We start from the raw sequence: 21879 nt of genomic DNA, 5'->3' as shown, positions 1-21879 counted from the left end.
GCAGCCCTTCACACAACCGTCTTCGTAAAAGCGGCTTGCACATCGGATTCGTCAATTTTTTGGCGCGATTCCGGGCAAAGTACGCCCTTCCACCGGCCCCATGACCGACAGGTGCGCGAGCAGGCGGGCCAGGGTGACCACGTCCTGGAAGTTGTGCGCGGCCACCCGGTGCAGCCATTCGGAAGAGCCGCCGCGCAGGAAACCCAGCCACGCCGCGGGTGCTTCCGAACCCGGCAGGTCATCCTCGCGCACGATCTCCAGCGCATGCCGCTCGATGGTGGCGAGACGGCAGTTTTCCCAGACACCTCGGTAACGGCGACGAGTGGGATACAACAGATCCAGGTGCGCCAGTCCCTCCAGCGGATTGCGACACCGTGCCAGCCGGTAGCGCGTGACCAGCAATGGCGCGTCGTAGCAGCGTCCGTTGTAGCTGACCAGCCGCGTATCGGCCCGCAGCCAGCCGGCGAAGGTATCGAGCATGGTGTGTTCGGCGGCGAGGTGCGCGATCAGCAACTGACGCACGCGCAATCCTTCGGGAACGAAGTCCGACGCGCCGATCATGAAGGCGCGCGTGCCGGTGCCGCCCGCCAGTCCGGTGGTTTCGGTGTCGAAGAAAAGAAGATGCGCGGTGGACAACGGGTCTTCGCGCGCGAATGCGCCGTCGAACGACTCCGGTATCGCCGGCCACGGCAACACCCGTTCGATCAGGTACAGGCCATCGGCGATCTCGTCCCCCGGCAGGGTGCGCTGATGTGCGGCGGCCCGGACGGTCGGCACGGACCGTGCACGCACACCCAGCATCCGCCGCAGCGACGCGGTCATGTCGATCGCGGTGTCGCGCATCGCGGGCGGCGATGTGACGGGCGTGGCGTGCCCCGCCTGCTGCCGCAACCGGCGCAATTGTTCCAGGGCCGTGCTCATGCCGCTGTCAGCAGTTCCAGCACGCGCCGCGCCAGCGTCCTGGGCGTGACTTCGGCGGTTTCGTCGGCGGCCAGGATCGGCCCGACGCACGCCGGGCAACCGGCGCGGCAGGCGCAACCATCCACCAGCTCGCCGGCGCGTCGCACCAGTTCGGCCTGGCGCCGCCACAGGGGTTCGCTCAGGCCGATGCCGCCGGGGTAATTGTCGTACAGATACAGCGTGGGCACGAAGCGGTCACCCTCCAGCGGCGACAGCAGTTGCCCTTCGCCGCCCCGCAGTTGTCCGCGTCCGTGTGCATCGGGCAACGCAAACCAGGCGCCATCGCCATCGCCGACCGCCTTCTGCAGATCCCGCCCCTCGGCCATCACCGCCACGGTGGCGGCGATGTGCAGCGCGTTGGCGGCGCCGAGGAAGCCGTCCAGTGCTTGCTGCCGCGAGGCGAAGCCGGCATGCAGGACCTCCGAAGGGAGTTGCCACCATACGCCGGTGGTATGCATCTCCTGATCCGGCAGCGTGACCGGCCCATAGCCGATGTTCTCGTGGGTGTAGTAACGGATTTTTTTGTAACCGGCCACCCGTCGCACCACATGCACTTCGCCATGATGACTGGTGCCCTGCCCCGCGCGGCAGCCGTCGAAACGCTCCAGCACCTTCAACTTGGTGTAGTCGATGGCGTCTGTGTAGTAGTCCACATGGGTGCGCGTGACATACGCCTTGCGGCCTTCCCAGTCGAGCCGCTCCACCTGGTAAGGCGTCGACTGGATCATGTGGATGGCGCCTTCGTACAGGGTCAGCGGCGCGGCGCTGAAATCCACCTCGGCGATGATGGTCTGGCGGCCGTCGGTGCGATCCACCACCACGAAGTTGCCATCCGCGACCGCGCGCAGGCTGACCGCATTGGCCGGATAGCTGTCGGCGATCCATTCGTAGCGTTCGCCCTCGCGATGGACCACGCTGTCTTCGCTCAACAGTTCCAGGAACGGCGCCGGATCCACCGGACCGAAATGTTCGCCCGCCAGGAACGGCAGCTCGAACGCCGCGCAGCGGATGTGATCCAGCAGGATCATCGGCTGATCGGCCGCGATGCGCGCGTGTTCCGGCGGGCTGTCGGCGAAGAAGTCCGGATGCCGCACCACGTACTGGTCCAGCGGCTGCGAACTGGCGACCAGCACGCCCAGGGAAGGTTGCTGGCGGCGGCCGGCACGGCCGAAGCGCTGCCATGTGGCGGAAATGGAGCCGGGATAGCCGTTGAGCACCACCGCGTCCAGGCTGCCGATGTCCACGCCCAGCTCCAGCGCCGAGGTGGAGACGATGCCGTCGATGCGGCCATCCCGCATGTCGCGCTCGGCCTGGCGGCGCTCGGTAGGCAGGTAGCCGCCGCGATAGGCGCGTATCCGCGCCGGCTTTCGCGGATCGTGGTCGAACACGTCCTTCAGGTACTTGGTCAGCACTTCCACCATCGTCCGCGACTGCGCGAAGACCAGCGTCTTCAATCCGGCCTTGATCGCGAGCCGGGCGATGCGGTTGCTTTGCGAGCGTGCCGACGCGCGCAGGCCCAGATCCGGATTGACCACCGGCGGATTCCACAACAGCACATGCTTGTCGCCGCTGGGCGCGCCGGACTCGGTGATGGCATGCACGTCCGCTTCCAGCAGCGCCTCGGCATGTCCCTTGGGATTGCCGATGGTGGCCGAGCACAGGATGAATTGCGGCGAGGCGCCGTAGAACGCGCACACCCGGCGCAGACGACGCAGCACATTGGCCACGTGCGAACCGAACACGCCGCGATAGGTGTGGACTTCGTCAATCACCACATAACGCAGGTTTTCGAAGAACTGCGCCCACTTGGTGTGATGCGGCAGGATCGCCTGGTGCAGCATGTCCGGATTGCTGACCACGATATCGCCGTGCAGGCGGATCGCCTGGCGCGCATCGCCCGGGGTATCACCATCGAAGGTGAACGCCTTGATGCCCAGATCGCCGGCCGTGTTGAGTTCCAGCAGTTCGCTGACCTGGTCCTGCGCCAATGCCTTGGTCGGGAACAGGTACAGCGCCTTGGCGCCGCCCCCCATCACCGCCGACGCCACCGGCAGCGTGTAGCACAGCGACTTGCCCGAGGCGGTGGGCGTGGCGATGACCAGATGCTCGCCGGCCGCCGCATGTGCCCACGCTTCGGCCTGGTGGGCATAGAGGCGCTCGATGCCACGGTGGCGCAGGGCCCGCGCCAGCCCTTCCGGCAAGTCTTCCGGCAATGGCGCGTAGCGGCCCTCGCGGCCGGGCACGGTCAACTGGCCGGTCACCCGATCCGGGTACTTGGCCGCCAGCCGTTCGGACAGCCGCATGCCATCGGCGGCACCGGATGGCAGCAGGTCGCGATGGGAACGGGCGAGTTGCCGGGCGGGAACGGACATGGGCGGCCTCCAACAGGGGCCGACATGACATTCCAACGCCGTCGCAGGAACTGAGATTGGCGCCGGCTTCGGGCGACCCGCGGGGCGTGGACAAAACAAAGGCCCGGCTTGCGCCGGGCCTTTGTGTGCAACTGGTGGGCGGTACAAGGTTCGAACTTGTGACCCCTGCCGTGTGAAAGCAGTGCTCTACCGCTGAGCTAACCGCCCGAATCTCGGGGCGCGTATGTTAATCGGGCCCGCCGGATTGGTCAAATTTTTTCGCCGGCGTCCTCGGAAACGCCCGCCACGCAGGCGTCTCCGGGCCTCAGACCGCGGCAGTCACCAGTACTTCGATGCGCCACTCGGCATTGGCCAGGCGAGCCTCGACCGTGGCGCGCGGCGGCGTGTGCCCCGGCACCACCCACTCGTCCCAGACCTGGTTCATGCCGTCGAAATCCAGGATGTCCTTGAGGAAGATTTCGACCCGCAGCAGCTTGCTCTTGTCGGTGCCCGCCTGCGCGAGCAGCGCATCGACGGCGGCGAGTACCTGCCGGGTCTGGCCACGGATGTCCTGGCCGGCATCGTCGGCGATCTGGCCGGCCAGGTAGACCACGCCATTGTGGATGGCCATTTCCGACATGCGGGGGCCGACATCGAAACGCTGGATCATGGTGAAGCTCCTCGAATTACCGGCATCGCTCATGCCGTGGCGAAAGCTTAGCGCAGCACTCCGGGGCCGGCCAAAGGAAAACCGCCTCCGCGTGGCTTCCGCCGCCGTCTTTCAGGCTTCCTGCGGCCGGATGTCCGGAGCAGCCACCACAGGCGACGGATGCCCCTCGCGGCGCTCGGGCAGCGAGTAGCCACCTTCATAGACGCTGACGCGATTGCGCCCTTCGTGCTTGGAGCGGTAGAGCATGCGATCGGCCAGCGAGAAAAGCCGCGTCAGCTGATAGCCCGCCAGTGCGCTGGTGGTGACCCCGAAGCTGGCCGAGACCTGGAAACGATGTCCAGTCGGCGATGTATCGATGGCCGCGATGCGCCGACGGCAATCCTCCGCGGTCGCCGTGGCGGCAGCCAGATCCAGGCCCGGCAGGATGAGCGCGAACTCTTCCCCGCCCAGTCGCCCGACCACTCCGCTCGACGGCGTCAGTTCACGGCAGAGCCCTGCGACCAGTCCAAGAATGTGGTCGCCGCTGGCATGGCCATAGCGATCGTTGATGCTCTTGAAGTGATCCAGGTCGAGCATGATCAGCGCCACTTCCGTGCTGTTCCTGGCGCATTGCGCAAGCAGGCGTTCGGATTGGGTGGTGAAGTGGCTGCGGTTGCTGATCCCGGTCAGCGCGTCGGTCTGGGCCAGGCGCTTGAACATCATCTGGGTGCGCTTGGTCCGGTAGGCCCAGTAACCGATGCTGGCCAGCAGCATGACCAGGAGGATCACCACCAGCCGCGTATTCTGGCTCGCCTTCATTTCGAGCTTGCGCTGCAGTTGCAGCAGTTGGTTCTGGCTGCCGAGACGCTGGATCTGTTCCGATTTCTCCAGCGTTTCCTGACGGACGATCTGGTACGCCAGCTCCCGCGCCTTGACCTCGTTGAGATAGGCCTTGTCCGCTTCCGCGTACCGACGGTAATAGACCAGCGCGGTCTCGTTGTCACGCCTGCGCTCGGCAACCCGGAACATGGTGCGGTACGCGCTGACCAGCGATTGGGTACTGGTCCCCATCGAGCTGCTGAGCGTGATGGCTTCGGACGCGTAGGTCTCCGCGGCCTTGAGGTCGCCGCGCTCCAGCAGCAGTTCGGCCAGCGTGGCCTTGACGAGCATGGCCAGGTACGGATAGCGGTACGACTCCACTTCCGCCAGATGCGTCCGCAGCAGTTCGATCGCTTCACCCCGCTTGTACTCGGCTGCCAGCAACCGGGCGAGGATGACCCGCATGTGGTTGGCAATCAGGCCCTCGCTGCGCGCCTCGCAGTGTTCGATCACCTCCCGCAGGGGCGCTCCCCCGGCCGGCAACGCGGCCAGGTAGAACATGGCCTCGTACTTGAGATACTCGGCGAAGCAGCGCGCACGCGCATCCGGCTTGTTGGCCAGGATGCGTTCCGCGTACTGCAATCCGAGACGATACTGGCCTATCTCGTTATGGAGATAGGCGGCTTCCACCAACGCGTGGATACGCAACTGCGGCTCGTCCACCTGGTCCAGCCGAGGCAGGATGTGCCCGAGCTGGCGCAGGCTCTCGGTAAACCGGCGGCTCTTGGTATAGATGTTCACCAGCAGCGCGCTCGCGCGGAACCGGATGTGTTCATCCGTCGACGATTCGGCGAGCTTCTTCAGGCGTGGAATCACCGCGTCGTACTTGCCCGAAAAGGCCAGTCGATAGGCCTCCAGATAGGCCAGTTGCTCGCGCTGGAGGGGTTGGAGTTCCCGTTGGCGCCGCTGGACCGCATCGATGAGGGCGCTGAAGCGCGCGGGCTCCGCGCTGCGGATGGATTCGGCCTGGGCCAGCAACTCCGTCACGCTTCCCGGCGACGGTGTTACCGCGAATGCCTGCAGGGGCAATGCCAGCACCAGCCACAGGACGAGCCGACGTCGGAGCGGCGCACGCGCCATCAGGAGCCCTTCATGTCCGGAGCCATGAGCCGCGCGCTCAGCAGAAATGCATATGGACCGAACCCCATTGGACGTGGATTTCCCCGCTCATGGAACCAATCGGCCCCGTGCATGGGACCGTCCCGGGAGGATCTTAGCGCATCGCCTCCCGGGCAGCAGTCCGCCCCGCTTCAGCCCACGTGGCCCAGCGAACGTTTGGGCTGAACGCTTGACAGGTCCCGGATGGCCTCCGGCCAGGGCACCGGCTCAAGCGGGCCGGGCACGGCTTCCGGGTCATCCGCCGGGAATGCGGACACCTGGTTGCGCCCATGCTCCTTGGATTGGTAGAGCATCCGATCCGCATCGGACAGCAGGCGTTCCAGGGTGTACCCGGAAAGCGCGGTGGAGGTGATTCCGAAGCTTGCGGCGACCTGGAAACGATGGCCGGTTTCCGTCGTGTCGATCGCGGTGATGCGTACGCGGCAATCCTCCGCCAGGCGGATGGCCGAGCGCAGGTCGCAGCCATACATCAGCATCGCGAACTCTTCTCCTCCCAACCGGCCCAGCACGTCGATGCGCCTGCACAGCGATTGGCACACCTTCGCCACCTGCTTGAGGGTCCAGTCCCCGTCGAGGTGCCCGAACCTGTCGTTGATCGACTTGAAATGATCCAGGTCGAACATGATGAGCGCCGCTTCCTCGCCGTTGCGGGCGCACTGGGACAGGTTGCGTTCCGCGAGCTGGGTGAAATGGTGGCGGTTGCAGATGCCGGTCAGCGCGTCGGTCTCGGCCAGCTGCTTGAGCGAAACCTGGACGCGCTTGGTCTTGTAGGCCCAGTACGCGATGGTCGCGAGCAGCAGGACCAGCAGGATGATGACCAGGTGGGTGTTCTGCGCGGCCTGCCGCTCGACCTCCCGCTGCAGCTTGAGCACCTGGTTCTGGCTGTCGAGGCGCTGGATCTGCTGCGACTTCTCCAGCGTTTCCTGGCGCACGATCTGGTAGGCCAGTTCACGCGCCTTCACTTCGTTGAGGTAGGCCTTGTCGACTTCCGCGTAGCGGCGGAAATAGACCAGAGCCTGATCGGCATCGTTGCGCGCCTCCGCGATGCGGTACATGGTGCGATAGGCGCTGGCCAGCGACGGCAGGTTGCCGTCCATGTTTCCCTGCGCGATCGTTTCCGAGGCAAAGCTCTCGGCCGCGCCCAGTTCTCCCTTGTCGAGCAACAGCTCCGCGATAAGCGCCTTGACCTGCGCGATCAGGTAGGCGAACCGGGTGCCCTCGACTTCGCGCAGATTGTTCCGCAGCAGTGCGACGGCGGCGTCACGCTTGCCCTCGCCGGCCCATTTCTTGGCCAGTGTCACGCGGATGGTATTGACCGCGGCGATCTCGTGTTGGGTCTTGCATTGCTCGATGGCCTGCAGGATCGAATCGTCCTGGCGGGGCAGCGTGGCCAGATTGTTGAGCGCCTCGAACTTCACCTGGTTCGCGAAGCATTCCGTGCGCGGCTGCGGCAGGTCCTCGAGGATGCGTTCGGCGTACCGCAACGCCAGTTGGTGCTGGCCCACCTGCCCGTAGGTGAATGCCGCCACGCCCAGTCCCTGGTGGCGAAGGTCCTTGGACTTGACCTCTTCCACCAGCGTCAGCGTGGTTTCCAGCTGCCGCAACGATTCGGTGAACTGGCGCCCCAGTGTGTAGGTATTGGCGATCAGCACGCCGGCGCGGAACTTGATGTCCGGATCCGCGGATGCTCCGATGAGCGCGCGGGCACGCTCGGCGGCCTTCTCATACTGACCCTGGAAGGTCAGATCGTAGATCGCGAGGTATTCGATCTGTTCGCGCTGGTGAATGCTCGCGAATTGCCGGGAGCGCTCCAGTTCGACCAGCAGGTTCTGGAACACCTTCGGCTCGGAGCTCTTGATCTGCTCGGCCTTCTCCAGCAATGACTGGACCTGCGCCTGCTCGCGCGGATGCTCCTGCGCGGCGTGCGCCAACGGCGGCCCCAGAAGGACCGCCGCGAGCGCCAGCCGCTGGAAAACGCGCGGGAGCATGCTCAACAGGCCTCGCCCGGCGTCGTCAGCGGTCGCTCGGCGCGTCCTCGGGTTCGGAAGGATCTTCCTGCACGCCGTCCGGCTCCTCGCCGTCCGCGGGCAATTCCGGACCCGGCTCCCACACCAGCTTGGCCATCTTGTCCCGCCCACCCATCAGCTGGCTCAGGCCGGCGAAGTCCCCGGCGAGCAGCGCGCTCTTCTGGGCGGGTTCCAGCTCCAGCGATTCGATCGCCGCGCGCAGTTGGTCCGGCGAAAGTCGTGACAGCGCGGGATCCTGGCCCAACGCTTCAAGAAACCGGATGGTGTTCGACATGTTGCTTCCTCGTTGTCTGTAGTGGTTGTTTCAAGGGAAACCGGCGGGAATTCCGGTTTCCGGCTGCAGCGCGGCCATGCGCTCGCGCATGCTAGCGTTGATCCGCATCCGGCGCGCCGGAGGTATTACCAGCGTGGTCTGTTGCTCCAACTCCCTGCTGGCGAGGTCGGACAAAGGGAACCGCTCCTGCCGCGGCGCCCCCAGGGGCAAGGTCGCTGCTTCGTAGGCGATGACACCGTGATCCAACGGATAATCCTCCGCCAACAGGTCGACCAGAAGCTGCCGCTCGGCGGAAGAAGTCCTGAAACGGCGCAGGCTGCGATCGCCAGCCAGGCCCACCTGCCACAGGATGAGATAGGCGGAAGGATCGATCCGGCGCTGGTACAGCATGAACTGGCTTGCCTCGTAGTGCTGGCAGCCGAAGGTGCCGGGATCGATGCCAAGGTCGGCGTAGAGACAGTCCTCGGCGGAGATGCCGGGCTCCATGTGCGCCTCGAATCCCGCTTCGCGCACCCGTTCGACCGCCAGATGCGGCGCCAGGGCGAATACACCCGGATGGCCGTAGAAGGCGCCGCAAACCCGGCGACCCGCCCTCACTTCCGTGACCATCATCTCAACCATTTCGTTGTAGGTGTCACGTCGCGACTTGCCTTCCCCGTACAGCGGCTGCAGGCTGCGGACGTCTGCGTTCATTCCCTGGATCCACAGTTCGACCAGCGGATCGGACACCGCCACGAACACCACGTCGGCCTGTTCGATATGGGCACGCGCACGCGGGCCGATGTGGGCCCCCAGCAACATCCCCGTCCCCACGCAGACCAAGCTTCCCCGCACGTCCATCGCGTCGCCGAAGGCCCCAAAATGCGAAATCTAACGGTCCGGCCGCCGCATTGCAAAAAAACCCGATGACAGCGGGCGGGGAAACATCAGTCCCCCGCCCCGCTCCGGCTCAGGGTTTGGCCTTGGCCGCCTCCGCAGCCGCCTTGCGACGGGCTTCGGCATCCTGCTGGAACTCGACGATATGCGGCAAGGCGCGCAGCAGTCTGGATTCCGGATCCAGAGTCCAGGTCTCGCCCGCCGGCAGTTCCAGGCGGCCTCGACCGTTGTCCATCGGCACGGTCTTGACCTGGCCGTCGACGCCGCCGATCCGGACCTGCACCGGTACCGGGAACGGCAGGTCGTCCGGCGTCTTCCAGCGCAGGACCAGGCCGCCGGCATCGCGCTCGGCCACCAGTTCCGGCAACGCGGCCCGATACAGGTAGACGTCGAAGAACCAGCCGTAATCACGGCCGGTGACCTTGCGGACGATGTCGATGTAATCGCGGGTGGACACGTAGCGTGGCTTGAAATTGCCCGGCCGCGGCTTGTCGGTGCCGTACACGGCCTGGCGGATGCTGGCGAAGAAGGCCTCGTCGCCAATCAGTCCGCGCAGCATGTGCAGCATCAGCGAACCCTTGTAGTAGATGTCCAGGCCGGGGCCGTTCTCGCGGTCGTAGACGGTCTTCTCGGTCTGGCTCCTGCCGGACACGATCGGATACTTGTTGACCAGTCCGGCTCGCTGGTCCAGCAGCGCCGCGTGGTACTCCATCTCGCCACGCAGGTACTGCAGGTACAGCGGCTGCATGTAGCTGCCGAAGCCCTCGTGAAGCCACATGTCGTCCCAGTCCACGTTGGTCAGCTGGTTGCCGAACCACTCGTGGGCGAATTCGTGCTGCAACAGCCAGTCGTAGCCGTACTTGTCCTTCTTGTAGTCGTTGCCGTAGGCGTTGATGGTCTGGTGTTCCATGCCCAGGTGCGGGGTCTCGACCACGCCCATCTTCTCGTCGCCGAACGGATAAGGGCCGATGTTGCGCTCGAAGAAATCCAGCACCCGCGGGAATTCGTCGAACAGGCCACGCGCCTTCGCCTCGCGTCCCTTCAGGTACCAGAAGTGCAACGGGATGGTGTTGCCGAAGCGGCTGCGGTACTCGCCCTTCATCTCCTCGTAGGGGCCGACATTGAGGGCGATGGCGTAGGTGTCCGGATCCCGCGCGCGCCAGTGGTAGGTGCGCCAGCCGTCCTTTTCCTGCATGCCCATGGCGATGCCGTTGCCGGCCGCCACCAGCGGGGCCGGCACGGTGATGTGCTGGTCCACCGCCAGCGGCTCGCCCTGTGGATGATCGATGCAGGGCCAGAACAGATCGCAGCCCTCGCCCTGCACCGCCGACGCGATCCACGGTTCGCCGGTCGGCGCCGTCGCCCAGACGAAGCCGCCGTCCCAGGGAGCGCGCTTGGCCACGTGGGGTTTGCCGCCGTAGACGATGCGGACTTTCACCTGCTGATCCGCCGCCACCGTCGCGGGCAGATCGATGCTCATGCGTCCTTCCGGATTGCGCCAGGCGCTGTTCGGCAGGACGGCGCCGTCGGCTTCGACCCGGCTGATGGCCAGGTTGCGGTCGAGATCCACGACGACCCGCCGGATCGGCGTCCTGGCCCGGAAGGTCAGGCGGGCATCGCCCTGGATGGCCTTTTCCGCCGGCAGGACCTTGAAGCTCAGATCGGCGTGCTCGAACACCACCGCTTCCTGCTCAGGCGCGCGCGGCACGCCGGAATCACGGGTCAGATCGGTGATATCGGGCTGTTCCGCCAGCGCCCCGGCGGACAGGCTCAGGGACAGGGCAAGCGTCAGGCAGGAGGATTTCATCGGCATCTGGACTCCGGTCGGTGCGAGGCGGGAACCGCGGCAACCGCCGATGTTGGCATGGCGGGCGGCCCGGCCGGTATCCGACTGAAGTCATGCCGCCGGATCCGCGCTCCCGGCACCGGCGCCAGATCAGGCGCCGGCCAGCGCCCGGCCCGCCCAGGCCACGATCTGGTCGCGTGAGAGCGCGCCGGAATGACGGTCCAGTTCGCGACCGCTGCGGATCAGCACGAGCGTGGGAATGCTGCGGATGCCGTAGCGGGCCGCCAGCGCGGTTTCCGCCTCCGTGTCCACCTTGGCCAATCGCAGCCGCGGTTCGAGCACCGCCGCCGCGGCTTCGAACTGTGGCGCCATCGCCAGGCAGGGACCGCACCACGATGCCCAGAAGTCCACCAGCAAGGGCAGATCGCTGCGCAGGGCATGCCGGTCGAAGTCACCGGTCGTCAGCGCCAAGGGCCGCCCCTGGAACACGGCCTGATGACAACGTCCGCAGCGGGGTGACTCGCCGAGCCGCTCGGGCGGCAAGCGGTTCATCGCCCCGCACCCGGGACAGGCCAGCAGCCAGCTCGCCGCGTTCATGCCGCCGCCTGCCCGCCGGCCGGCAGGCGCAGGTGCAGCAGCGGAAACGGCTTGCCCAGCCCGTCCAGTTCGGAGCGCGAAGCCACCTCGAAGCCCATGTGCAGGTAGAAACCCACCGCGCCCGGGTTCTGTTCATTCACGTCCACCCGGTCCGCTCCCCATTGCTCGATGGCGTGCCGCAGCAGCGCCTTGCCGGTGCCCGATCCGTGATGCGCGGGATCGACGAACAACATCTCCACCTTGCCTGCTTCCGCGCCGACGAATCCGCGCGGGCGGCCGTCCGATGTCCGGACCACGGCCAGGCGCTCGGCGGACGGGAGGTACCCGTCACGGACCAGGGGCCGGAACAACTGGATGTCGGCTTCTTCCAGGAAGTGATGGGTCGCGCGGACGGCCGACTCCCACACCTCGAGCAGATGCGGAAGATCGGCGGCGGTGGCGGTCTCGATTTTCATCCCGACAGCTTGCCACGCCGGATGCCGGGCCGGATGCCGGGTGCCGGGTGCCGATCTGTAATCCGTACTTCCGTCTTCGTTTCCGCCCTTTTGCCTTCACTCCACCCCGTCCGGAAAGGAATAGACTGGCGGCGACCGGAGTTTGGCCGAAGACGTGGAGGTACGCGTATGGCCACGTGGTTGCTTGCCGCCGCCCTGGCGTTTTCGCCGCAGCCGCCGCTGCCGGATGCGGCGCTGCCGGCCGATATCCCCACGGTCGAGGAAATCATCACCGTGCCGTCGGAACTGCAGGATCGGTTCCGGCAATGGATGGCGCACGCGGATGATGCCGACCCCACCACGCGGCTCAACCATCTGGTCGCCTTCCTGTTCTCCAGGGAGGGCGGTTTGGGATTGCAGTACCAGGACGGCGCCAACTACACCGTCGCCCAGACCTATCAGACCGGACGCGCGAACTGCCTGAGCTTCACCCTGATGGTGGTGGCGCTGGCGCGCGCGGATGGACTGCAGGCCTATGCGCAGGAAATCGAGGACGTGCTGACCTGGTACCAGGAAGGCAACACCGTCTATCGCAACAACCATGTCAACGCCGGCATCCGCATCGGTCGTCAGCGTTTCAGCGTGGACGTGGCGTGGGATCAGGTCATCGCGCGGCAGCAGCCCGAGGCGATTCCCGACACGCATCTGTTCGCGATGTTCTACAACAACCGCGCGGTGGACCTGCTGGGCGATGGCGACGCCGCCAGCGCGCAGGCGTATCTCGCGCGCGCCCGCGCGCTCAGCCCCGGATACCCCGCGTTCTGGAACAACACCGGCGTGGCCGCGCTCCGGCGGGGTGACGCGGCGGGTGCGGAACGCGCCTACCTGCATGCCCTGACATTGAACAAGAACTACTCGTCCGCGCTGTTCAACCTGGTGACGTTCTACAACCGCAATGGCCGCACAGCCGAAGCCAAACCGCTGCAGCGGCGGCTGGAACAGGTTCGCGCGCACGACCCGTTCGATCAGTTCCTGCTCGCGCTCGAACACGAGCGCTCGGGCGACTACGAGGGTGCGGTCAATTACTACCAGCGCGCCATCCGCCTCTTCGGCAGCGAACACCGGTTCTATCTGGGACTGGCGCGGGCGTACCTGCATCTGGGCAAGGCGCGGCGCGCGGGCCGCGCCCTGGCCCACGCCCAGGAACTGAGCGAAGGGGCGACGCGCGCCCAGTACCAGGCCAAGCTGGAGCGCCTGCGGCGGCCGCGCGAGCCGAGCATCTTCGGGCCGCAACCGCGCTGAAGTGCCGGATCCTCAGCCTGTGCCGAGGCGCCATTCGCCGAGGAAAGTGTAATCCGCCTGGCCCTCGATGCTCTGGATCAGCACGAATCCGTCGGGCTCCAGGCCAATCGACGCCACCGTCGGCGTGGCGGGCTGTGGATCGCTGTAACCAAGGGTGAGGTGCGGGATGAAACTCCTGCCGACATGATCCTTGAAGCCTGCCCGGATCAGGCGTTCCTGCAGGCCGCGCCAGAAACGGATCAATTCCGCCGATGAAGACGAAGCCGCCAGCGTGAGCGCCGGTCGCCGCGGATTGCCCAACGGCTGCAGATGATCCAGTTGCAGATGGAAGGTCTCGCCAACGAATCCATCCGCGGCTTCGCGCGCCCGGCTTATCCAGTCAGGGCGGGGTCCACTGCTTTCGCCCAGATAGTGAAGGGTCAGGTGGTAGCGCTCCGGACTCACCCAGCGCGTGTGCGGATGGCTGGCGCGCAGTCCGGCCGCCACGCCCGCGATCCGCGCGCGCTCGGGTGCCGAAGGCAGGAGCGCGAAGAACAGACGATGCAGGGGCGCACTGCTGCCTTCAAAGAGATCGTTCTGCGTGGACATGCCACATATTAAGCTAGGACCTAGCGCAGCTGGCTGTCCTTGCTCCCGCGCCGGTTGTACATCTGTCCCTGGTCCTGCGCCTGGTCCGCCGCCTCCTGGCAGGCCACACACAGGCGCACGCCGGGCACCGCCTTCTGGCGGGCCGGCGGAATCGGCGCGTCGCATTCTTCGCAATGGCTGAGGCTGGGACCGGTCGGCAGATTGCGGCGCGCCCGCGCAATCGCGTCCTTCACGGTCGCGTCGATCTGATCCTGTACGGCGCCGTCGCCGGCCCAACCGGTTGCCATGGTCCTGCCCTCTCGCGTGTCACCGGGCGGAGGTTACACCCGCCGCCCCGGAATGCCTTTCACGGAACGAAATGGGGACTCCCGCCGGAGGCTTCAAGCATGCGCCAGCGCGTAGTCGATGGCCGCGCAGATCGCCGCCACCTGGGCATCGTTGCATTGCGCGGGGGTCGCCTTCGGACTGTCCGGATAGACCTCGGTGGTGGTGGTGTAGCGGGCGTTGGTCACCCCCGCGCACAGGCCCAGCGGCTTGAACGCGTACTCGATGACGCCCGGCGCGACCACCGGTGAACCGATGATCTCGCCGCTGGCATCGGCCGGCGCGATGTGGGTGACCTTCTCCACCGCCGCGATCACCGCCCGCTGGAAGTCGGGCTGCGGATTCTCGCTGTCGTCGACCAGGTAGAAACCATCGGGAATCTCGCCCGGCTCGAACGGCTTGCCGTCGCGCGCCGCCAATGCGGGCCTGAACTCGCTTTCGTCGGTGTCGGTGGTTTCGTGCAGATCGATATGCATCCGCGCGACATCCCGGATCGGCGCGACCAGTCGGATCAGCGCGGCCGATTCCTGGGCGGGGCTGTCGGCCCGGAACGAACGGTTCGGATCCAGCGCATCGGCATTCCAGCGATGGATGCGCTCGTAGCCCCAGGGGCTCACGCACGGCGCGATCAGCAGGTTGGCCCGGCCGGCATAGTCCGCCGCGCGCTGTTCGAGGAATTGCAGCGCGCCATGCACGCCGCTGGTCTCGTAGCCGTGCACGCCGCCGGTCACCAGCATGGTCGGCAGCGCCGGGCTCCAGTCGCGGCTGCGCACGGCGAACAGCGGGTAGCGACCATCGGCCCCGTAGTCCAGTTCGCCGTACCGTTGGACATCGAAGCGCTCGCGCAGACGATCGATCACCGTCACCACGTCCGCGACATAACCGCGCTGGACGGTCTGGCGGGCGCGCCATGCGGCTTTCTCGGCGGCGGTCCAGGGCTGGCCGGGCGTGCCGATGGGATAGAAGCGGTCGGTCGTATTCATGCGCATGCGGCGGGCGAAAATGGAAAAGGAGCAGCACTTTAACAGGGCACCGCGGGCGCGCGGCCAGGCAGCCCGCCGCGCGCGGGATCCCATGCGTTTTTTTCAACTCCCGGACGAACGGTCGTCCGCCTTCACGCGGATTGAGCGCGGGCTGGTGCAAATACGGCGCACCCCCATGCCCACCGCCACCTGACCATGTTCCCGGAGGTCCTGCCATGAAGTGCAGTTCCGTTCTTTCCCTCGCCTTCGCCTGTCTGCTGCCCGCGGCTCCGACCGTGGCGCAGGACAACAAGGCGCCCCCCATGACGCCGGAAATGCAGGCGATGATGGATGCCTTCCAGAAAGCCGGCACGCCCGGCGCCGAACACCGGAGGCTGGCCGCGCTGGACGGCACCTACGACCTGACCGTGAAAAGCTGGCACAGCCCCGACGCTCCGCCCAGCACCGATACCGGCACCGCCACCCGCAAGATGATCCTCGGCGGCCGCGTGCAGGTCGAAGAGGTGAGTTCGCAGATGATGGGCCAGCCGTTCAACGGGCAAGGCCTGCACGGCTTCGACAATGTCACCGGCAAGTACTGGGCCACCTGGAACGACAGCATGAGCACCGGCCTGATGGTCAGCGAGGGCACCTGCGACGCCAGCCAGACCTGCACCTACACCGGCACCTACCATGATCCGGTCAGCAAGAAGCCGGTGACCTCGCGCATGGTCAGTCGCTGGTCGGACAAGAACACCGAGGTGCTCGAGATGTATGCGCCCGGTCCGGATGGCAAGGAAGCCAAGATGATGGAGATTACCTACAAGAAGCGGCCCTAGGCGTGCTGCGCAACGGACACGGGGCGGTGTAAAACCGCCCCGTTTGTTTGCGGCAGGCTATTTCTCCCGCGCCGCCGCTTCGATCTTCGCGACGTCGAGCTTGCGCATGTCCAGGAAGGACTGGGTCACCCGCGCCACCAATGCCTCGTCGCCCGAGGTCATCAGCTCGTCCAGCACCTGCGGCGAAATCTGCCAGGACAAGCCGAAGCGATCCTTGCACCAGCCGCACTGCTCGGACTCGGGCACCGACGACAGCGGTGCCCAGTAGCGGTCTATCTCGGCCTGGTCGCGGCAGGTCACGAGGAAGGAGATGGCCTCGTTGAACGCGAAACCATGCGAATAACCGCTGTCCATGGCGGCCATCCAGGTATCGCCCAGACGGAAGTCCGAGAACATGACCGTGCCGGCGCGGTCGTTGGCGGTGTCTTCGGTGTAACGGACCCGTTGCCCTGCTTCCGAGTCCTCGAACACCGAGCGATAGAACGTCGCCGCCTCTTCGGCCTTGCCGTACACCTCGCCGGTGAACATCAATACCGGCACGATGCGCGGACGCGGCGGTGCGCCTGGCGGACTGAGCATCAGCTGCCAGGACAGGCCATAGCGGTCCTGCACCCAACCGTAGTGCTCGCTGAAGGGATACGCATCCAGCGGCATCAGCGCCTGCCCGCCGTCGATCAGCTTCGCCCAGGCCACGTCCAGCTGTTCGCGCGCCTGCGCGTCGCGGGCGGGATCGAAATGGACGAGGAAGGAAATCGAGGGGTTGAAGGTGAACACGGGCCCGGCGCTGATCGCCATGAACGGCTGCCCGGCCAATGTGAACGACACCAGGTCGCAATCGCCGGAGGGCGTGTCGCGCAACCGGACGATGGAGTCGACCCGCGAATCGGGGAAGAGCGAGCAGTAGAACTCCGCGGCCTCCCGGGCCTGGGTATCGAACCAGAGATGGGGGGTGATGGGTTTCACGAGGGACATGCGATGGCTCCTGCGGGAACGGGCGTTGTACCCAAGCGACGAACCAGGTCGCCGGAAATCGACACTCTTCCATAGGCCGCGTCAAACCGCTGTTTCCGGGCTCATCCGTGCGCCAGCGGCCGAAAAGCCGGCTATCGTGTGCGGGACGCCGCCTTGCCGCGGCCCAATATCCCCTTCACAGGATCCCCTCCCATGGCCACACCGAACTACTCCTACGAAAAACGCCAGCGCGAACTGGCCAAGAAGAAGAAAAAGGACGAAAAGGACGCGAAGAAGCGCCTCGAACGAGAGGCGGCGAAACCGGAGGCGCCCGCCTCCGGCAATGCATCGGAATGAACGATGCCGACCCTGCATCCGCCCGGATCTGGGTGGATGCCGATGCCTGTCCGGGGCCGATCAAGGAAATCCTGTTCCGTGCCGCCGAGCGTGCGCAGGTGCAGGTGACCCTGGTCGCCAACCAATGGCTGCGCACGCCCTCCTCCCGCCATATCCGCGCCCTGCAGGTGCAGGGCGGCTTCGACGTGGCGGACGACGCCATCGCCGAACGGGCCCGTGCCGGCGATCTGGTGGTCACCCAGGACATCCCGCTGGCGGCTCGCGTCCTCGCCAACGGCGCCGAGGCGATCAATCCGAGAGGGGATCGCTATACGCCGGACAACATCGCCGAGCGGTTGTCGATGCGCAATTTCATGGATGAACTGCGCGGCGCCGGCGTGCAGACGGGGGGACCGGCCGCCTTCAATGCCCGCGATCGGCAGGCGTTCGCCAACCAGTTGGACCGCTGGCTGGCGGGACGCGGCTGACGCCGGTACGGATGGCGCCGCCCCTGTCCGAACTGGAACTCCGTCCGGCGATCCACCTGCTGTTGCATGTGGTGGTGCCGGTCCTCACCGCTCGCCTGTTCTGGCCAAAACAGTGGAAACGCGCCGCCCTGTGGATGCTGGCCGGCTGGGTGATCGATCTCGATCACCTGCTCGCCGATCCGGTATATGCGCCGGGCCGCTGCAGCCTGGGCTTCCACCCATTGCACACATGGCCCGCGATCGCGGTCTACGCCGCCCTCGCGGTTCCGCGAGGAACGCGATGGTTCGGCATCGGCCTGCTCATCCACATCGCGCTGGACGGACTGGATTGCGTCTTGATGTAGGCATTCCCGGGTTCAAAGGTGGATCCTTCAACCGGGCTCCGCGGGAACGAGGGCGCCAGGCGCCCTCTCCCATTCGCCATCAGCGCTGATCGGACTTGCGCGGTTCCGGCTGCGGTGCCGTCGGCGTCTGCCCGGTCGCACCGGCGCCATGGTTGACCAGATGTTGCGGCTTGCCCTTCAGCCGGCGGAGATCGTCACCGCGCGGGGGCGTGGCGGACAGATCGCGCTTGGCGCACTTGCAATAGGTCTGGCCACCGATGTTCTGGCATTTGTAGACTTCGTCCACGGCACATGACGCGGGCGGCGGATTGACGGGGCCGCCGGCCAGGGCGGCGCCGGCCAGCAGCAGGCCGGCCAGTGAGGTGGAGCTGACGATGAACTTGCGCATAGGGATGTCTCCTCGATAGGGGTGATGCAGACCATCACTGGCCTGCATTTCCTCTACCGGCAAACACGCCCGCCGGGCGTCACCGGATTTCATTCCTCCGGCATCGCCCGCGGCCTCCCGTTCATGTCACATGTTGCGGCGGTACTCCCCGCCCACGTCGTACAGGGCATGGCTGATCTGGCCCAGGCTGTGGGTCTTGACCGCCTCGACCAGCGCGACGAACACATTGCGCCGATCCCGCGCCGTCTTCTGCAGGTAGGCCAGGCCATGGCCGTCATGCGTCCCGGCGTCGGCATGCTCCTCCAGCGCGGTGGAATGCGCGTGGTCGGTTTCGCCCTCCGGTGCCAGCCCGTTGCGGGAGACCTGCCAGGCCCGCACGTTGGCGATCTGCTGGCCCTTCTCTTCCTCGGTGGAACGGATCAGTTCGATCTCGGTCGCGATCTCACCGCCGTGCTCCTTGGGCAGGAAGGTGTTCACGCCCACCAGCGGCAGGCTGCCGTCGTGCTTCTTGTGTTCGTAGTACAGCGACTCTTCCTGTATCTTGCCGCGCTGGTACATGGTATCCATCGCGCCGAGCACGCCGCCGCGCTCGCTGATCGCCTCGAACTCCTTGTAGACGGCCTCTTCGACGGTGTCGGTCAGGTACTCGACCGCGAAGCTGCCCTGCCAGGGGTTTTCGTTGAAATTGAGCCCCAGTTCCTTGTTGATGATCATCTGGATCGCCACCGCGCGACGCACGCTCTCCTCGGTCGGCGTGGTGATCGCCTCGTCATAGGCGTTGGTGTGCAGGCTATTGCAGTTGTCGAACAACGCATACAGCGCCTGCAGCGTGGTGCGGATGTCGTTGAACTGGATTTCCTGGGCGTGCAGCGAACGGCCCGAAGTCTGGATGTGGTACTTCATCATCTGGCTGCGCTCGTTGGCGCCATAGCGCTCGCGCATCGCGCGCGCCCAGATCCGGCGCGCCACCCGGCCAATCACCGTGTACTCCGGATCCATGCCGTTGCTGAAGAAGAACGACAGGTTGGGCGCGAAATCGTCGATTTTCATCCCACGCGCCAGGTAGTACTCGACGATGGTGAAACCATTGGACAGGGTGAAGGCCAGCTGCGAGATCGGGTTCGCGCCCGCCTCGGCGATGTGGTAGCCGGAAATCGACACCGAGTAGAAATTGCGCACGCCGTTGTCGACGAAGTACTGCTGGATGTCGCCCATCATGCGCAGGGCGAACTCGGTGCTGAAGATGCAGGTGTTCTGCGCCTGATCCTCCTTGAGGATGTCGGCCTGCACGGTGCCGCGCACGGTCTTCAGGGTCTCGGCCTTGATCCGCGCGTAGGTTTCCGCATCCACCAGTTGATCACCGGTCACGCCCAGCAGGCCCAGGCCGAGTCCGTCGTTGCCGGCCGGGAGATCGCCGGAATAACGCGGGCGCCCGCGGCCGGCGAACAGCCCGTCCAGCGTCTTCTGCGCTTCGGCCCAGCGGCCGGTGTCGGCCTTCAGGTACTTCTCCACCTGCTGGTCGACGGCGGTGTTCATGAACATCGCCAGGATGATCGGTGCCGGACCATTGATGGTCATCGACACCGAGGTGGTCGGCGCGCACAGATCGAAGCCGGAATACAGCTTCTTCATGTCGTCCAGCGTGGGAATGTTGACGCCGGAATTGCCGATCTTGCCGTAGATGTCCGGGCGCGGCGCCGGATCCTCGCCATACAGCGTGACACTGTCGAAGGCGGTGGACAGGCGCGCGGCCGGCTGGCCCAGGCTCAGGTAGTGGAAACGGCGGTTGGTCCGCTCCGGCGTGCCTTCGCCGGCGAACATGCGGATCGGGTCCTCTCCGGTGCGGCGGTACGGATACACGCCGCCGGTGTAGGGATAGCTGCCGGGAAGGTTCTCTTTCTGCAGGAAGGTCAGCAGTTCGCCCCAGCCGCGGTACTGGGGTGCGGCGATCTTGGGAATCTTCTGGTGACTGAGCGACTCGCGGTAGTTCTCGATGCGGATGGTCTTGCCGCGCACCTCGTACTCGTTGACCTCGTCGGTCGACGCCTTCAGGCGCGCCGGCCATTCGCGCAGCAGCTTCAGCGCCTCGCTGGACAGCGACTGCACCGCGTCCTGGTAGCGCTGGCGCAGGGTCAATAGAGAGCGATCGACGCGATCTGCCCCCTCCCCCGCCTGCGGGCGAGGGTTGGGGTTGGGGTGGGGGCCGGTGTCACCGCTCTTGCCCCCATCCGCCCTTCGGGCACCTTCCCCCGCGAGCGGGGGAAGGAGATCAGCGGCGTCGTAGAGATCCAGCGCCTTGGGGAGCTTCGAATCTTCCAGATCACGCAGCGACTGCCAGTACGACTGCGCGCGGCTGGCGGTTTCGGCTTCGCTCTCGATGCGGCGGTTGATGCCACGGCCCTGCTCGGCGATCTCGGCCAGGTAGCGCACGCGTGCGCCGGGGATCAGCACGGTCGCGCGTGGTTCCTTCAATGCCGTGTCGATGTCCGGCGTCCACTTCTCCGCCGACAGGTGCAGCTTCTCGCGCAGCAACCGGCACAGGTTGGCGAACATCCAGCTGATGCCGGGATCATTGAACTGGCTGGCGATGGTCGGATATACCGGCACCTCCGCGTCCGGCGTCTGGAACGCCACCCGGTTGCGCTTCCACTGCTTGCGCACATCACGCAATGCGTCTTCGGCGCCGCGCTTGTCGTACTTGTTCAGCACCACCAGTTCGGCGAAGTCGAGCATGTCGATCTTCTCCAGCTGGCTGGCCGCGCCGTAGTCACTGGTCATCACGTACATCGGGAAATCGACCAGGTCGACGATTTCCGAATCGCTCTGGCCGATACCGGCGGTCTCGACGATGATCAGATCGAAGCCCAGCGACTTCAGGTAGGCGATACAGTCCTTCAGCACCGCGTTGGTCGCCACGTTCTGGCGGCGGGTCGCCATCGAACGCATGTAGATGCGTTCGCTGCGCAGCGAATTCATGCGGATGCGATCGCCCAGCAGCGCGCCACCGGTGCGGCGACGGGTCGGATCGACCGAAATCACCGCCATCCGCATCTGCGGGAAGCTGGACAGGAAGCGGTTCATCAGCTCGTCGGTCACCGACGACTTGCCTGCGCCGCCGGTGCCGGTGATGCCGATGACCGGCGCCGCGCGCCGGAGGGATTGGGGATTGGAGAATGGGGAATCGGAAGAGCGGCCCACTGCCCACTGCTTGCGCAGCTTGTCCAGCTCGGCCTCCGGGAATTCTCCATCTTCGATGGCGCTGAGCATCTGGCCGATCGCGGCCTCGTTCTCGGCGCCGTCGGCTTGCGCTTTCTGCGAATCCCGATTCCCGATTCCCGACTCCCGCGCGCCCTCGGGGCGCGCGCCCCCAACCACCATCAAAAACACCACCCCCCCCTAACTGCC

General features: G+C 66.0%; 20 protein-coding genes, 1 tRNA gene and 1 pseudogene. 5 read left to right on the top strand and 17 right to left on the bottom strand.

The genetic code is table 11. The features are described 5' to 3' along the window. Positions 1-51: 51 nt before the first annotated feature. From AC3DEZ_RS17845 to AC3DEZ_RS17795, 11 genes are all read right to left on the bottom strand, one after another. Complete coding sequence (locus tag AC3DEZ_RS17845) at positions 52-921, bottom strand: ribonuclease H-like domain-containing protein (protein WP_488389433.1); 870 nt, start codon at positions 919-921, stop codon at positions 52-54. Then, complete coding sequence (locus tag AC3DEZ_RS17840) at positions 918-3332, bottom strand: DEAD/DEAH box helicase (protein ID WP_488389432.1); 2415 nt, start codon at positions 3330-3332, stop codon at positions 918-920. Before AC3DEZ_RS17840 ends, AC3DEZ_RS17845 begins: the two co-directional genes overlap by 4 nt. Before the next feature lie 132 nt (positions 3333-3464). After that, positions 3465-3539: transfer RNA gene (locus AC3DEZ_RS17835), tRNA-Val, on the bottom strand. 97 nt (positions 3540-3636) lie between these two features. Beyond that, positions 3637-3981 (bottom strand): RidA family protein, encoded by a 345-nt coding sequence (locus AC3DEZ_RS17830; RefSeq protein ID WP_447102489.1) that lies wholly within the window; start codon positions 3979-3981, stop codon positions 3637-3639. A gap of 111 nt (positions 3982-4092) precedes the next feature. Then, the gene (locus AC3DEZ_RS17825; protein ID WP_488389431.1) at positions 4093-5919 is read right to left on the bottom strand and encodes a GGDEF domain-containing protein; all 1827 of its coding nucleotides are present in this window, start codon (positions 5917-5919) and stop codon (positions 4093-4095) included. Positions 5920-6089: 170 nt separating this feature from the next. Next, entirely contained in the window at positions 6090-7946 is a 1857-nt protein-coding gene (locus AC3DEZ_RS17820) for a sensor domain-containing diguanylate cyclase (RefSeq protein ID WP_488389430.1), read from the bottom strand. Between the two features lie 25 nt (positions 7947-7971). Then, positions 7972-8259 carry a hypothetical protein gene (locus AC3DEZ_RS17815; RefSeq protein WP_488389429.1) on the bottom strand — a complete coding sequence of 96 codons (288 nt, stop codon included), beginning with the start codon at positions 8257-8259 and terminating at the stop codon, positions 7972-7974. 30 nt (positions 8260-8289) lie between these two features. Continuing rightward, positions 8290-9099, bottom strand: coding sequence for an SAM-dependent methyltransferase (locus AC3DEZ_RS17810; RefSeq protein ID WP_447102493.1), 810 nt, complete (start codon positions 9097-9099; stop codon positions 8290-8292). 109 nt (positions 9100-9208) lie between these two features. Further along, entirely contained in the window at positions 9209-10942 is a 1734-nt protein-coding gene (locus AC3DEZ_RS17805; protein WP_488389428.1) for a M1 family metallopeptidase, read from the bottom strand. Between the two features lie 129 nt (positions 10943-11071). Next, positions 11072-11518: a thioredoxin TrxC gene (gene trxC / locus AC3DEZ_RS17800; RefSeq protein WP_488389427.1), complete on the bottom strand. Its 447-nt coding sequence runs from the start codon at positions 11516-11518 to the stop codon at positions 11072-11074. Then, positions 11515-11973: a GNAT family N-acetyltransferase gene (locus AC3DEZ_RS17795; protein ID WP_488389426.1), complete on the bottom strand. Its 459-nt coding sequence runs from the start codon at positions 11971-11973 to the stop codon at positions 11515-11517. Before AC3DEZ_RS17795 ends, trxC begins: the two co-directional genes overlap by 4 nt. 168 nt (positions 11974-12141) lie before the next feature. Here AC3DEZ_RS17795 and AC3DEZ_RS17790 point away from each other — a divergent pair, with 168 nt between their 5' ends. Next, the gene (locus AC3DEZ_RS17790; RefSeq protein ID WP_488389425.1) at positions 12142-13254 is read left to right on the top strand and encodes a tetratricopeptide repeat protein; all 1113 of its coding nucleotides are present in this window, start codon (positions 12142-12144) and stop codon (positions 13252-13254) included. Between the two features lie 12 nt (positions 13255-13266). Here AC3DEZ_RS17790 and AC3DEZ_RS17785 read toward each other — a convergent pair whose 3' ends face one another. From AC3DEZ_RS17785 to AC3DEZ_RS17775, 3 genes are all read right to left on the bottom strand, one after another. Beyond that, positions 13267-13842: a 2'-5' RNA ligase family protein gene (locus AC3DEZ_RS17785; protein WP_488389424.1), complete on the bottom strand. Its 576-nt coding sequence runs from the start codon at positions 13840-13842 to the stop codon at positions 13267-13269. Positions 13843-13862: 20 nt separating this feature from the next. Next, positions 13863-14129, bottom strand: a complete 267-nt coding sequence (locus AC3DEZ_RS17780) for a DksA/TraR family C4-type zinc finger protein (RefSeq protein ID WP_447102499.1) — start codon at positions 14127-14129, stop codon at positions 13863-13865. A gap of 93 nt (positions 14130-14222) precedes the next feature. After that, on the bottom strand, positions 14223-15149 hold the full coding sequence (locus tag AC3DEZ_RS17775; protein WP_488389423.1) for a M14 family metallopeptidase: 927 nt from the start codon (positions 15147-15149) through the stop codon (positions 14223-14225). A 215-nt stretch (positions 15150-15364) separates the two neighbouring features. Between AC3DEZ_RS17775 and AC3DEZ_RS17770 the strand changes: the two genes are divergently transcribed. Next, entirely contained in the window at positions 15365-15967 is a 603-nt protein-coding gene (locus AC3DEZ_RS17770) for a DUF1579 domain-containing protein (protein ID WP_488389422.1), read from the top strand. A gap of 57 nt (positions 15968-16024) precedes the next feature. On the opposite strand, the gene AC3DEZ_RS17765 is transcribed toward AC3DEZ_RS17770, so the two are convergent. After that, positions 16025-16939 carry a VOC family protein gene (locus tag AC3DEZ_RS17765; protein WP_488389421.1) on the bottom strand — a complete coding sequence of 305 codons (915 nt, stop codon included), beginning with the start codon at positions 16937-16939 and terminating at the stop codon, positions 16025-16027. 192 nt (positions 16940-17131) lie between these two features. Between AC3DEZ_RS17765 and AC3DEZ_RS17760 the strand changes: the two genes are divergently transcribed. The 3 genes from AC3DEZ_RS17760 to AC3DEZ_RS17750 are packed head-to-tail and all read left to right on the top strand — an operon-like array spanning position 17132 to position 18086. Further along, positions 17132-17275 (top strand): hypothetical protein, encoded by a 144-nt coding sequence (locus AC3DEZ_RS17760; protein WP_488389420.1) that lies wholly within the window; start codon positions 17132-17134, stop codon positions 17273-17275. Beyond that, positions 17272-17742 (top strand): YaiI/YqxD family protein, encoded by a 471-nt coding sequence (locus AC3DEZ_RS17755; RefSeq protein ID WP_488389419.1) that lies wholly within the window; start codon positions 17272-17274, stop codon positions 17740-17742. Before AC3DEZ_RS17760 ends, AC3DEZ_RS17755 begins: the two co-directional genes overlap by 4 nt. An 11-nt stretch (positions 17743-17753) precedes the next feature. Beyond that, complete coding sequence (locus AC3DEZ_RS17750; protein WP_488389418.1) at positions 17754-18086, top strand: DUF6122 family protein; 333 nt, start codon at positions 17754-17756, stop codon at positions 18084-18086. Between the two features lie 79 nt (positions 18087-18165). Here AC3DEZ_RS17750 and AC3DEZ_RS17745 read toward each other — a convergent pair whose 3' ends face one another. After that, entirely contained in the window at positions 18166-18474 is a 309-nt protein-coding gene (locus AC3DEZ_RS17745; protein ID WP_488389417.1) for a hypothetical protein, read from the bottom strand. A gap of 126 nt (positions 18475-18600) precedes the next feature. Further along, a pseudogene (locus AC3DEZ_RS17740) lies at positions 18601-21825 on the bottom strand (methylmalonyl-CoA mutase family protein); the annotation flags it as partial. Between the last annotated feature and the right edge of the window lie 54 nt (positions 21826-21879).

It is taken from the genome of Pseudoxanthomonas sp. 134C1 (genome assembly GCF_057773065.1).
Note: the sequence above shows the minus strand (reverse complement) of the source record. Positions and strands in the feature narration are given on the sequence as shown.

What these genes read in the sequence shown, in the direction of transcription:
- AC3DEZ_RS17845 (WP_488389433.1), bottom strand. Translation starts at nt 921, where the DNA reads ATGAGCACGGCCCTGGAACAATTGCGCCGGTTGCGGCAGCAGGCGGGG.
- AC3DEZ_RS17840 (WP_488389432.1), bottom strand. Translation starts at nt 3,332, where the DNA reads ATGTCCGTTCCCGCCCGGCAACTCGCCCGTTCCCATCGCGACCTGCTG.
- AC3DEZ_RS17830 (WP_447102489.1), bottom strand. Translation starts at nt 3,981, where the DNA reads ATGATCCAGCGTTTCGATGTCGGCCCCCGCATGTCGGAAATGGCCATC.
- AC3DEZ_RS17825 (WP_488389431.1), bottom strand. Translation starts at nt 5,919, where the DNA reads ATGGCGCGTGCGCCGCTCCGACGTCGGCTCGTCCTGTGGCTGGTGCTG.
- AC3DEZ_RS17820 (WP_488389430.1), bottom strand. Translation starts at nt 7,946, where the DNA reads ATGCTCCCGCGCGTTTTCCAGCGGCTGGCGCTCGCGGCGGTCCTTCTG.
- AC3DEZ_RS17815 (WP_488389429.1), bottom strand. Translation starts at nt 8,259, where the DNA reads ATGTCGAACACCATCCGGTTTCTTGAAGCGTTGGGCCAGGATCCCGCG.
- AC3DEZ_RS17810 (WP_447102493.1), bottom strand. Translation starts at nt 9,099, where the DNA reads ATGGACGTGCGGGGAAGCTTGGTCTGCGTGGGGACGGGGATGTTGCTG.
- AC3DEZ_RS17805 (WP_488389428.1), bottom strand. Translation starts at nt 10,942, where the DNA reads ATGAAATCCTCCTGCCTGACGCTTGCCCTGTCCCTGAGCCTGTCCGCC.
- trxC (WP_488389427.1), bottom strand. Translation starts at nt 11,518, where the DNA reads ATGAACGCGGCGAGCTGGCTGCTGGCCTGTCCCGGGTGCGGGGCGATG.
- AC3DEZ_RS17795 (WP_488389426.1), bottom strand. Translation starts at nt 11,973, where the DNA reads ATGAAAATCGAGACCGCCACCGCCGCCGATCTTCCGCATCTGCTCGAG.
- AC3DEZ_RS17790 (WP_488389425.1), top strand. Translation starts at nt 12,142, where the DNA reads ATGGCCACGTGGTTGCTTGCCGCCGCCCTGGCGTTTTCGCCGCAGCCG.
- AC3DEZ_RS17785 (WP_488389424.1), bottom strand. Translation starts at nt 13,842, where the DNA reads ATGTCCACGCAGAACGATCTCTTTGAAGGCAGCAGTGCGCCCCTGCAT.
- AC3DEZ_RS17780 (WP_447102499.1), bottom strand. Translation starts at nt 14,129, where the DNA reads ATGGCAACCGGTTGGGCCGGCGACGGCGCCGTACAGGATCAGATCGAC.
- AC3DEZ_RS17775 (WP_488389423.1), bottom strand. Translation starts at nt 15,149, where the DNA reads ATGAATACGACCGACCGCTTCTATCCCATCGGCACGCCCGGCCAGCCC.
- AC3DEZ_RS17770 (WP_488389422.1), top strand. Translation starts at nt 15,365, where the DNA reads ATGAAGTGCAGTTCCGTTCTTTCCCTCGCCTTCGCCTGTCTGCTGCCC.
- AC3DEZ_RS17765 (WP_488389421.1), bottom strand. Translation starts at nt 16,939, where the DNA reads ATGTCCCTCGTGAAACCCATCACCCCCCATCTCTGGTTCGATACCCAG.
- AC3DEZ_RS17760 (WP_488389420.1), top strand. Translation starts at nt 17,132, where the DNA reads ATGGCCACACCGAACTACTCCTACGAAAAACGCCAGCGCGAACTGGCC.
- AC3DEZ_RS17755 (WP_488389419.1), top strand. Translation starts at nt 17,272, where the DNA reads ATGAACGATGCCGACCCTGCATCCGCCCGGATCTGGGTGGATGCCGAT.
- AC3DEZ_RS17750 (WP_488389418.1), top strand. Translation starts at nt 17,754, where the DNA reads ATGGCGCCGCCCCTGTCCGAACTGGAACTCCGTCCGGCGATCCACCTG.
- AC3DEZ_RS17745 (WP_488389417.1), bottom strand. Translation starts at nt 18,474, where the DNA reads ATGCGCAAGTTCATCGTCAGCTCCACCTCACTGGCCGGCCTGCTGCTG.